We start from the raw sequence: 10,975 nt of genomic DNA on the forward strand, positions 1-10,975 counted from the left end.
GCCGCATGCTTTTACTTTGGCCGAGGCGGCCTCCGTGCTCTCGTCCGCGGACTTCTTCGCGGCCGCCTTCTTGGCCGGGGCCTTCTCGACCGGCTCGGCCTCTTCGCGCGGCGTGACGACCACGGTGATGTGGCTGGTCCGCTTGTCGATCCGGGTGGCCCGGCCCTGGGCACGCGGGCGGTGACGCTTCAGCGTCGGACCCTCGTCCACGAAGGCCTTCGCCACGACCAGGTCGGCGCGGTTCAGGTGTTCGGTGCCCTCGGCGTTCGCCGCGGCGCTGTCGACGACCTTGTACACGGTCGCGGCAGCGGCCTGCGGGGCGAACTTCAGAGTGGCGAGTGCGTCGTCGACGCCCAGACCGCGCACCAGGTCGACCACGCGGCGCGCCTTCATCGGCGTCACGCGGACGAAGCGCGCGACCGCGAAGGCCCCGGGCTGCTCGCCCAGCAGGCTCTCGCGACGGGCGCTGATCGCCCTACGCTCTTGAACGCTCATGATGTTCGAATCTCTCCGTAGGTTGCTTTCGCTTCGTCACTGATCCCCTGGGGGTCAGCGACGCCGTGACTTCCGGTCGTCCTTCTCGTGACCCTTGAACGTCCGGGTCGGCGCGAACTCGCCGAGCTTGTGCCCGACCATCGCGTCCGTCACGAACACCGGTACGTGCTTGCGGCCGTCGTGCACCGCCAGCGTGTGTCCGATCATGTCCGGCACGATCATCGATCGGCGGGACCAGGTCTTGATGACGTTCTTGGTGCCCTTCTCGTTCTGCACCTCCACCTTCTTCATCAGGTGGTGGTCGACGAACGGGCCCTTCTTCAAACTGCGTGGCATCTGGCCGGCTCCCTATCAGCGCTTCTTGCCGGCCTTGCGACGCCGGACGATCATGCGGTCGCTTTCCTTGCGGGTACGGGTCCGGCCTTCCGGCTGGCCCCACGGGGACACCGGGTGGCGACCACCCGAGGTCTTGCCCTCACCACCACCGTGCGGGTGGTCGACCGGGTTCATCGCGACACCGCGGACGGTCGGGCGCTTGCCCTTCCAGCGCATCCGGCCCGCCTTGCCCCAGTTGATGTTCGACTGCTCGCCGTTGCCGACCTCACCGAGGGTGGCGCGGCAGCGCACGTCGACCATCCGGACCTCGCCGGACGGCATCCGCAGGGTGGCCATCCGGCCTTCCTTCGCGACCAGCTGGATGCTGGCACCCGCCGAGCGGCCCATCTTGGCGCCACCGCCCGGACGCAGCTCGACGGCGTGCACCGTGGAGCCGACCGGGATGTTGCGCAGCGGCAGGTTGTTGCCGATCTTGATGTCCGCGGACGGGCCGTTCTCGACGATCGTGCCCTGGCGCAGGTTGGACGGGGCGAGGATGTAGCGCTTCTCGCCGTCCACGTAGTGCAGCAGCGCGATCCGCGCGGTCCGGTTCGGGTCGTACTCGATGTGCGCGACCTTCGCCGGCACGCCGTCCTTGTCGTACCGCTTGAAGTCGATCAGCCGGTACGCCCGCTTGTGACCGCCACCGTGGTGCCGGGTGGTGATCTTGCCGGAGTTGTTCCGGCCGCCCTTCTTGGGCAGCGGACGCAGCAGCGACTTCTCGGGGGTCGAACGGGTGAGCTCGACGAAGTCGGCCACGCTCGAGCCACGGCGGCCCGGCGTCGTCGGCTTGTACTTGCGGATTCCCATTACGACTGGCCTCCGAAGATGTCGATGCGGTCGTCACCCTTGAGGGTCACGATCGCCCGCTTGGTGTCCGGGCGCTTGCCCCAGCCGGACCGGGTCCGGCGGCGCTTGCCCTTGCGGTTGATGGTGTTGACGTCGCTGACCTTGACCTTGAAGACCTTCTCGACCGCGAGCTTGATCTCGGTCTTGTTGGCCCGCGGGTCCACCTCGAACGTGTACTTCTGCTCGTCCAGCAGGCCGTAGCTCTTCTCGCTCACGACCGGCCGGAGCAGCACGTCGCGGGGGTCCTTGTTGACTCCGTGGCTCATGCGTCTCCCTCCTCGGCCTCGGTCGACGTGGCGACGGCCTTGACGGACTTGCCCTTGGGGGCGCCGGCCACGAAGGTGTCCAGGGCTCCCTTGGTGAACACGACCGCGTCGCTGACCAGCACGTCGTACGCGTTCAGCTGGTCGGCGGCGATCAGGTGGATGTGCTGCACGTTGCGCAGGCTCAGCCAGCTGAGCTCGTCGGCACGCTCGACGACCACCAGCAGCTTGCCCGGCTCGGCAGCCTCGGCCAGCACCTTCAGCGCGGCCTTGGTGGACGGCTTGTCGCCGTCGACGAACTTCTCCACGACGTGCACGCGGCCGTCGCGGGCCCGGTCGGACAGCGCACCGCGGAGCGCGGCGGCGATCATCTTCTTCGGGGTCCGCTGGCTGTAGTCACGCGGCACCGGGCCGTGGACGACGCCACCGCCGGTGAACTGCGGCGCGCGGGTCGAACCCTGCCGGGCGCGACCGGTGCCCTTCTGGCGGTACGGCTTAGCGCCACCGCCGGACACCTCGCCACGGGTCTTGGTCTTGTGCGTGCCCTGACGGGCCGCGGCCAGCTGGGCCACCACGACCTGGTGGATCAGCGGCACGTTGACCTGAACGTCGAACAGCTCGGCCGGAAGCTCGGCGGAACCCTTCTTGCTGACCTTGTCGCCGTTCACGGCGACGACGTCGACGGTGCTCACTTCGCAGCTCCCTTCGCGGCGTTGCGGATCAGCACCAGGCCGCCCTTGGGACCGGGAACCGCACCCTTCAGCAGGATCAGACCGCGCTCGGTGTCCACCGCGTGCACGGCCACGTTCTGCGTGGTCACGTTCTCGCGGCCCATCCGGCCGGCCATCCGGAGGCCCTTGAAGACCCGGCCCGGGGTGGCGCAGCCGCCGATGGAGCCCGGCGAACGGTGCTTCTTGTGCACACCGTGGGTGGCCCGCAGACCACCGAAGCCGTGGCGCTTCATGACACCGGCGAAACCCTTGCCCTTGCTGGTCGCGGAGACGTCGACCCGCTCGCCGGCGGCGAAGGTCTCGGCCTTCAGCTCCTGACCCAGGTTGTACTCACTGGCGTCGGCGGTGCGCAGCTCGAGCAGGTGCCGCCGCGGCGTCACACCCGCCTTGTCGAAGTGGCCGCGCAGAGGCTTGGTCACCTTGCGCGGGTCGATGTCGCCGTAGGCGATCTGGACGCCGTCGTAGCCGTCGCGGTCGGAGGTGCGCACGCCGGTGACCACGCAGGGGCCGGCCTGGACCACGGTGACGGGGACGACGCGGTTGTTCTCGTCCCAGGTCTGGGTCATACCGAGCTTGGTGCCCAGCAGACCGCGCGTGTTCTTCACAGTGCTCATTGGTCTTTCCGCGTCCTCAGAGCTTGATCTCGATGTCGACACCGGCCGGCAGGTCGAGACGCATCAGCGAGTCAACGGTCTTCGGCGTGGGGTCGATGATGTCGATGAGCCGCTTGTGGGTGCGCATCTCGAAGTGCTCGCGGCTGTCCTTGTACTTGTGCGGCGAGCGGATGACGCAGAACACGTTCTTTTCCGTCGGCAACGGCACCGGGCCAGCAACCTTCGCACCAGTACGCGTCACCGTGTCGACAATCTTGCGCGCCGAGCTGTCGATGACCTCGTGGTCGTAGGCCTTCAGCCGGATGCGGATCTTCTGTCCCGCCATCGCTTCGCTTCGTCCTTCTCTATCGTCTTTCGGTGCGTTGCTCCGACCCCCGCGGTCGGGTGTGTCGCGTGCGGAGCTCGCACGTGACTCACCGATTCCTCAACTTGGGATGGTGATCGGGGCCCGGTCTCGGACCGGAACCTCGGCATGGTCTCCGGTCCGGCGCACCAGCCAGATCAAGAAGATCTGGGGCGCACCCCGGCGGCCTCGCCTGAGCAACCTGAATATTGTGCCAGAGATCGGCGCCGGAACGCCAATCGGGGGCTTCACGCCCCGATCCGGTACCACCTGAGCGCCGGATCGGGCGCAAAGCAGAGGTCCGCGGGGCTCAGTTTCGAGCCCTCGCGGACCTCATGAGATCACTTGATGATCTTGGTGACCCGGCCGGCGCCGACGGTGCGGCCACCTTCGCGGATCGCGAACTTCAGACCCTCCTCCATGGCGATCGGCTGGATCAGCTCGACCGTCATGTCGGTGTTGTCGCCCGGCATGACCATCTCGGTGCCCTCGGGCAGCGTGACGACACCGGTGACGTCGGTGGTGCGGAAGTAGAACTGCGGGCGGTAGTTCTGGAAGAACGGCGTGTGCCGGCCGCCCTCCTCCTTCGACAGGATGTAGACCGACGCCTCGAACTGCGTGTGCGGGGTCGTGGTGCCCGGCTTGATGACGACCATGCCGCGCTCGACGTCCTCGCGCTTGGTGCCACGCAGCAGCAGACCGACGTTCTCACCGGCCTGGCCCTCGTCCAGCAGCTTGCGGAACATCTCGATACCGGTGACCGTGGTGGTCTGCTTCTCCGGACGGATGCCGACGATGTCGACGGTCTCGTTGACCTTGATGACACCGCGCTCGATCCGGCCGGTGATGACCGTACCGCGACCGGTGATGGTGAAGACGTCCTCCACCGGCATCAGGAACGGCTTGTCGATCTCGCGCTCCGGCTGCGGGATGTAGGAGTCGACCGCGTTCATCAGCTCGACGATCGACTCGCCCCACTTGGCGTCACCCTGCAGCGCCGGGTGCGCGGCCACGCGGACGATCGGCGCGTTGTCGCCGTCGAACTCCTGCTCGGAGAGCAGCTCGCGGACCTCGAGCTCGACGAGCTCCAGGATCTCCTCGTCGTCGACCATGTCGCACTTGTTCAGGGCGACGACCATCGCCGGCACGCCGACCTGACGGGCGAGCAGCACGTGCTCACGCGTCTGCGGCATCGGGCCGTCGGTGGCGGCGACGACCAGGATCGCACCGTCCATCTGGGCCGCACCGGTGATCATGTTCTTGATGTAGTCCGCGTGCCCCGGGCAGTCGACGTGGGCGTAGTGCCGGGCCTCGGTCTGGTACTCGACGTGCGCGATCGAGATGGTGATACCGCGCTGGCGCTCTTCCGGCGCCTTGTCGATCTGATCGAACGCCGACGCCTCGTTGAGGTCCGGGTACTTGTCGTGCAGCACCTTGGTGATCGCCGCGGTAAGCGTGGTCTTACCGTGGTCGATGTGACCGATGGTGCCGATGTTGACGTGCGGCTTAGTCCGCTCGAACTTCGCCTTCGCCACTGGGGCCCTCCTAGATAAATGTTGACTACGCCGTACGCCGACGCTCTTGGGGTGTGGTTGGTCAGGAGCGAGAGGTTACTCGCCCCGGGCCTTCTTGATGATCTCTTCCGCCACGTTCTTCGGAACCTCGGCGTAGGAATCGAACTGCATCGAGTACGACGCGCGTCCCTGGGTCTTCGACCGCAGGTCACCGACATACCCGAACATCTCCGACAACGGAACCAGAGCCTTGACGACCCGGCTGCCACCGGGGCCCTCGTCCATCTGCTGGATCTGGCCACGGCGGGAGTTGAGGTCGCCGATCACGTCGCCCATGTAGTCCTCGGGCGTCGTCACCTCGACGGCGAACATCGGCTCCAGGATGACCGGACCGGCCCGGCGCGCGGCCTCCTTGAAGGCCATCGAACCGGCGATCTTGAAGGCGAGCTCCGAGGAGTCGACGTCGTGGTAGGCGCCGTCCTGCAGCGTCACCTTCACGTCCACCATCGGGTAGCCGGCCAGTACGCCGAACTCCATCGCCTCCTGGCAGCCCTCGTCCACCGACGGGATGTACTCCCGCGGGATCCGGCCACCGGTGACGGCGTTGACGAACTCGTAGCCGCCCTCGCCGCCGGCCTCGACCGACGTGGGCTCGATGTCGATGATCACGCGACCGAACTGACCCGAACCACCGGTCTGCTTCTTGTGCGTGTAGTCGACCTTCTCGACCTTCTTGGTGATGGTCTCGCGGTAGGCGACCTGCGGCTTGCCGACGTTCGCCTCGACCCGGAACTCACGCTTCATCCGGTCGACCAGCACCTCGAGGTGCAGTTCGCCCATGCCGGCGATGATGGTCTGGCCGGTGTCCTCGTCGGTCCGGACCTGGAAGGTCGGGTCCTCCTCGGCGAGCCGCTGGATCGCGACGCCCAGCTTCTCCTGGTCGCCCTTCGACTTCGGCTCGATGGCGACCGAGATCACCGGGGCCGGGAACTGCATCGACTCGAGCACGACCGGGTTCGCCGGGTCGGCCAGCGTCTCACCGGTGGTGGTGTCCTTCAGGCCCATCACGGCGACGATGTGGCCGGCGCCGATCGACGCGATCTCCTCACGCTTGTTCGCGTGCATCCGGTAGATCTTGCCGATCCGCTCCTTGCGGCCCTTGGTCGGGTTCAGCACCTGCGAACCCGCCTCGAGCTTGCCGGAATACACCCGGATGAAGGTCAGCTTGCCCAGGTGTGGGTCGGCCGCGATCTTGAACGCCAGCGCCGAGAACGGCTCGCTGTCGTCCGGCTTGCGGAGCACGACCTGCTCGGCGTCCTTGACGTCGTGGCCCTCGATGGCCGGGACGTCGATCGGGCTCGGCAGGTAGTCGTTGACCGCGTCGAGCAGCGGCTGGACGCCCTTGTTCTTGAAGGCGGTGCCGGTCAGCACCGGGGTCAGCTTGCTGGCCAGGGTCGCGCGGCGGATGCCGGCCTTCAGCTGCTCCTGGGTCGGCTCCTCGCCCTCCAGGTAGAGCTCCATGATCTCGTCGTCGGCCTCGGCGACGGTCTCGATCAGCTTGTCGCGCCACTCGGCCGCCAGCTCCGTGTGGGTGGCCGGGATCTCCTCGACCGTGAAGTCCTCACCGAGCTTGGTCTCGCCGCGCCAGGTCAGCGCGCGCATGCCGACCAGGTCGACAACGCCGATGAAGTCGGACTCGGCCCCGATCGGCAGCTGCATGACCAGCGGCACCGCGCCCAGGCGGTCCTTGATCATGTCGACGCAGCGCATGAACTCGGCGCCGGTGCGGTCGAGCTTGTTGACGAAGCAGATCCGCGGCACGCCGTACCGGTCCGCCTGGCGCCACACGGTCTCGGACTGCGGCTCGACACCGGCGACACCGTCGAACACCGCGACCGCACCGTCGAGCACGCGCAGCGAACGCTCCACCTCGACGGTGAAGTCGACGTGGCCCGGGGTGTCGATGATGTTGATGGTGTGGTCTTTCCAGGTGCAGGTCGTCGCGGCGGACGTGATCGTGATGCCGCGCTCCTGCTCCTGCTCCATCCAGTCCATGGTGGCGGCGCCCTCGTGGACCTCACCGATCTTGTAGGTGATGCCGGTGTAGAAGAGGATCCGCTCGGTCGTCGTCGTCTTGCCGGCGTCGATGTGAGCCATGATCCCGATGTTGCGGACCTTGGCCAGGTCGGTGGTGATTTGTACGGCCACCTCGGTGGTCTACCTCTCAGATTCTGTACTGCGTCAGGGGGTGAGCGCTGGGGTCCGGATCGGACCCCGGATCACCAGCGGTAGTGGGCGAAAGCCTTGTTGGCTTCGGCCATCTTGTGCGTGTCCTCGCGGCGCTTCACCGACGCGCCGAGACCGTTGGAGGCGTCCAGGATCTCGTTCATCAGTCGCTCGGACATGGTCTTCTCGCGACGAGCCCGCGAGTACATCGTCAGCCAGCGCAGCGCCAGCGTCGTCGACCGGCCCGGCTTGACCTCGATCGGCACCTGGTAGGTGGCGCCACCGACGCGGCGGCTCTTCACCTCGATGCTCGGCTTGACGTTGTCCAGCGCACGCTTGAGCGTGATCACCGGGTCGGTACCGGTCTTCGCCCGGGTGCCCTCGAGCGCGTCGTACACGATCCGCTGGGCGATCTGCTTCTTGCCGTCGACCAGGATCTTGGAGATCAACTGGGTGACGAGCGGCGAACCGTAGACCGGGTCGATGATGACCGGGCGCTTCGGGGCCGGGCCCTTGCGCGGCATTAGCTCTTCTCCTTCTTCGCGCCGTAGAGGCTGCGAGCCTGCTTCCGGTTCTTCACACCCTGGGTGTCGAGCGAACCGCGGATGATCTTGTACCGGACACCGGGGAGGTCCTTCACACGACCGCCACGGACGAGCACGATCGAGTGCTCCTGCAGGTTGTGGCCGACGCCGGGAATGTAGGCGGTGACCTCGATGCCGCTGGTCAGGCGGACACGCGCAACCTTGCGAAGCGCCGAGTTCGGCTTCTTCGGCGTGGTCGTGTAGACGCGCGTGCACACACCACGACGCTGAGGTGAACCCTTCAGGGCCGGCGTCTTGTTCTTGGACACCTTGTCCTGGCGGCCCTTGCGGACCAGCTGCTGAATGGTGGGCACCGCGTAGGTCTCTTTCTGTCGTCCGGCTGGTTTTGTCGCTTTACCTGACCCCCGCGGTCGGGTGTGTCGCGTGCGCACGAGAAGACCGACGCCGTAATCTTCCAGATTGTCGGCAGGAGTCCCGTACCACGCGGCCCGACCCGTTGAACGAGGGGCACGCATGACGGCCCAGGAGGACCCGGGCACGATCGTTAAGACTAGCGGGTGGCTTTGGCACGGTCAAAATGAGTAATCAACCGTGATGGAGAGCCTTCCGCCTGACCAGTGTACAGGGCCTACGGAATGCCTTGACCAGCTGGGAAATCGCTGCCCACCAGCAGGGCTCGAGGGACCCTTGGAACGGTCCACGGCAAGCGCTTCCAGAGCCGTTGGCCGCACCCTCGAAACGCCCACTGTCCGGCTCTGTCGACGCGGCGAATTCCCTTGTGCCACAGGCTTCAGCGCCCCTTCGTCGCCGTTGCCGGTGGCCCGTACGCCGACCTGCCGGCGAGACCACCCGCAGCGACGCGTGGCCCGCACAACGCTCGATCACGCAGCCCCTGGGAGAACGGCAATTCCACCGCAATCGCGGCGGAATTGCCCTGCCGTGCCGATCGGCCAGTGAAGGGTCCGGCCGGGTCGGGTCCACCCAGTGGATGACCGTCTCATCCCTGGGTAGACCGAAGGGGCGGCCACCGGCTCGGTGGCCGCCCCTTCGGACGGTGAGTCAGGCGCGGAACTCGACGTCGGTGATCAGCCCGTCGACGACCCGGTACAGCGCCAGCTGCGGGGTCGTGCCGCCGTCGTCGTAGGTGACGACGTGCTCCACCACCCACTCCCCCAGCATCAGCCGCTGCAGGACATCAGTCTTGCAACTGCCGGCTTCGAAGCGTGCCCGGTAGTACTCGCGGAGGAACCGGCGGCCCTTCAGTTCGGCGCCGTCCGCGTGCAGGATCCGGGCGGTCGGTGAATACATGGCGAGAAACGCCTCGAGATCGTGGGCGTCGTACGCCGCGTGCTCGCGCTGGACGACCCGCGCAGCCGGGGTGTCCGCGGTGACCGCGGCCACTGTCGCTGCGCCGAGCTCGGCCAGCGGCATCGGACCAGCTGCGGCGGCAGATGCCGGCGCGGGCGTGGCAGGTGCGGGTTCCACGGGCTGCGGCTGAGCGGCGGGTTCAGCCGGGGCCGGTGACTCCTGCACCGGGACAGCGCTCTTGGCGGCAGGCCGCTTCGGCGCCGTGGTCTTGGCGGCGGTCTTCGCGGCCGGCGCCGGACGGCGGGTCGAGGTGGTGGTGGTCTTCTTCCTGGCCGGAGGGGGAACGAGGAGCTTGGTGTCGTCGCCGGGTTCCTCGCCCAGATGGGCGATCGCCCAGTCCAGGGCCTTGGTGACCGCGGCGCGTGATTCTTCGGTGTGGTCGAGCATGTCGAACCCGTGATGCCCTTTCGGTACGTCGATGATGTCCAGCGCGGCGCCGCCCGCGGAGACGAACTCCGCTACCGGACCGGCGAGCTCCTCACGCTCGAGTCCAGCTCTGGTCAGCAGCACCGGCAGGTCCTTGTTGTTGCCGATCACGTCGGCGGCGGATACCAGGTCGTCGACACCGGGCGGGGTGGCGAGCAGGGGGTAGGACAAGGCCACGAAGCGCAGCCAGTCGGGGCGGCTGTCCAGCCACTCCCCGGCCAGCAGGCCGGCGCCGGAGAAGAACCACAAGCCGACCCGATCGGGGTCGACCCGTGGATCCGTGCGCAGTACGCCGACCGCGGCCTCCACCTCGTCCGCGGCCTCGACCAGGCGGTCCAGACCGTGGATCAGGCTGTGGTCGACGACCGCGGCCACCAGACCTCGTCTGGCGGCAGCCGTCGCGTAGCCCTTGTAGACCGGCCAGTCCCGAGGCATCACCTCGAGGCCGGCCGGTCCGGGTCCCCCGTGCACAAAGAGAATCGCGCCGCCTCGGGCGGTACCGGGCGGGCGGTACAGGTCGATCTCCCCCACGCGATCGACACGTACGTCAGAACCTTCCAGAACCCCCAAGACGAAAGGCCGCAGGTAGGCCGGCAGATCCGTCATGGACCAATCTTGGCGTATCCCGCGCACACTTTCAGCCGCCACCCCGAGTGTCTTTTCCAGACCTCCCGCCAAGGTCGTCGGAGAACCGCGAATTCCCTCGCCCCGATGTCGCCTGCACCTGCGGCGGACACCCGACTCGTGTGCCCGATGGGTGGTGGCCAGGCGTCCTGCGGCGGCGCCCACCGGCAACTGTTCGGCTGTGAGCTGTCCAGGTGCCCGAGCTGTCCAGGTGCCCAAGCCGATCAGGTATCCGAGCTGTCCAGGTGCCCAAGCCGATCAGGTATCCGAGCTCTCCAGGTGCCTGAGCTGTCCAGGTGCCCAAGCCGATCAGGTATCCGAGCTCTCCAGGAACACAAGCCGATCAGGTATCTGAGCTCCAGGAGCAGCGACCGGCGGGCACGACACCGCGGGTTCGGCTGTGTGACTCCCGCGCGGGGGATCTCTCTTGTGACCGATCCGATCCGTGGGTGGTTCCGGGTGACCAGGCCGACGCCCGCGCTGGACGCCGCGCGCGTCCCCGCACGATGGGTTCACCCACCGTGTTGTGGGTTCCTGACCCGTGTGAAGGGTGCGGAACCCACAACGACGGGGGTGACCCCCCCGTTGGGGGGTCAACCACC

Annotated in this window: 12 protein-coding genes; all 12 read right to left on the reverse strand. The window is 67.4% G+C overall.

The window, feature by feature from the left end:
- A partial coding sequence (gene rplV / locus AB0B82_RS34775) for a 50S ribosomal protein L22 (RefSeq protein ID WP_360178647.1) occupies window positions 1–495 on the reverse strand: 495 nt, incomplete at its 3' end.
- Between the two features lie 54 nt (window positions 496–549).
- Window positions 550–831, reverse strand: coding sequence for a 30S ribosomal protein S19 (gene rpsS / locus AB0B82_RS34780; RefSeq protein ID WP_131361012.1), 282 nt, complete (start codon window positions 829–831; stop codon window positions 550–552).
- 15 nt (window positions 832–846) lie between these two features.
- Complete coding sequence (rplB, locus tag AB0B82_RS34785) at window positions 847–1,680, reverse strand: 50S ribosomal protein L2 (RefSeq protein WP_360178651.1); 834 nt, start codon at window positions 1,678–1,680, stop codon at window positions 847–849.
- A complete protein-coding gene (gene rplW, locus AB0B82_RS34790) occupies window positions 1,680–1,985 on the reverse strand; it encodes a 50S ribosomal protein L23 (protein WP_360178653.1) in 306 nt (101 codons plus the stop codon). Before rplW ends, rplB begins: the two co-directional genes overlap by 1 nt.
- The gene (gene rplD, locus AB0B82_RS34795; RefSeq protein ID WP_360178656.1) at window positions 1,982–2,674 is read right to left on the reverse strand and encodes a 50S ribosomal protein L4; all 693 of its coding nucleotides are present in this window, start codon (window positions 2,672–2,674) and stop codon (window positions 1,982–1,984) included. The genes rplW and rplD overlap by 4 nt, the downstream gene beginning before the upstream one ends.
- Window positions 2,671–3,327, reverse strand: coding sequence for a 50S ribosomal protein L3 (gene rplC, locus AB0B82_RS34800; RefSeq protein ID WP_360178659.1), 657 nt, complete (start codon window positions 3,325–3,327; stop codon window positions 2,671–2,673). The genes rplD and rplC overlap by 4 nt, the downstream gene beginning before the upstream one ends.
- A 16-nt stretch (window positions 3,328–3,343) precedes the next feature.
- On the reverse strand, window positions 3,344–3,652 hold the full coding sequence (rpsJ, locus tag AB0B82_RS34805) for a 30S ribosomal protein S10 (protein ID WP_012923688.1): 309 nt from the start codon (window positions 3,650–3,652) through the stop codon (window positions 3,344–3,346).
- Between the two features lie 359 nt (window positions 3,653–4,011).
- Window positions 4,012–5,205 carry an elongation factor Tu gene (gene tuf, locus AB0B82_RS34810; protein WP_360178662.1) on the reverse strand — a complete coding sequence of 398 codons (1,194 nt, stop codon included), beginning with the start codon at window positions 5,203–5,205 and terminating at the stop codon, window positions 4,012–4,014.
- Between the two features lie 75 nt (window positions 5,206–5,280).
- Window positions 5,281–7,392, reverse strand: coding sequence for an elongation factor G (gene fusA / locus AB0B82_RS34815; RefSeq protein ID WP_360178665.1), 2,112 nt, complete (start codon window positions 7,390–7,392; stop codon window positions 5,281–5,283).
- Between the two features lie 71 nt (window positions 7,393–7,463).
- Window positions 7,464–7,934: a 30S ribosomal protein S7 gene (gene rpsG / locus AB0B82_RS34820; RefSeq protein ID WP_360178668.1), complete on the reverse strand. Its 471-nt coding sequence runs from the start codon at window positions 7,932–7,934 to the stop codon at window positions 7,464–7,466.
- Entirely contained in the window at window positions 7,934–8,308 is a 375-nt protein-coding gene (gene rpsL, locus AB0B82_RS34825; protein ID WP_141854829.1) for a 30S ribosomal protein S12, read from the reverse strand. Before rpsL ends, rpsG begins: the two co-directional genes overlap by 1 nt.
- Before the next feature lie 706 nt (window positions 8,309–9,014).
- Window positions 9,015–10,355, reverse strand: coding sequence for a nuclear transport factor 2 family protein (locus tag AB0B82_RS34830; RefSeq protein WP_360178672.1), 1,341 nt, complete (start codon window positions 10,353–10,355; stop codon window positions 9,015–9,017).
- Window positions 10,356–10,975 lie beyond the last annotated feature (620 nt).

This window comes from Kribbella sp. NPDC048915 (assembly GCF_040649595.1).
Lineage (GTDB): Bacteria > Actinomycetota > Actinomycetes > Propionibacteriales > Kribbellaceae > Kribbella.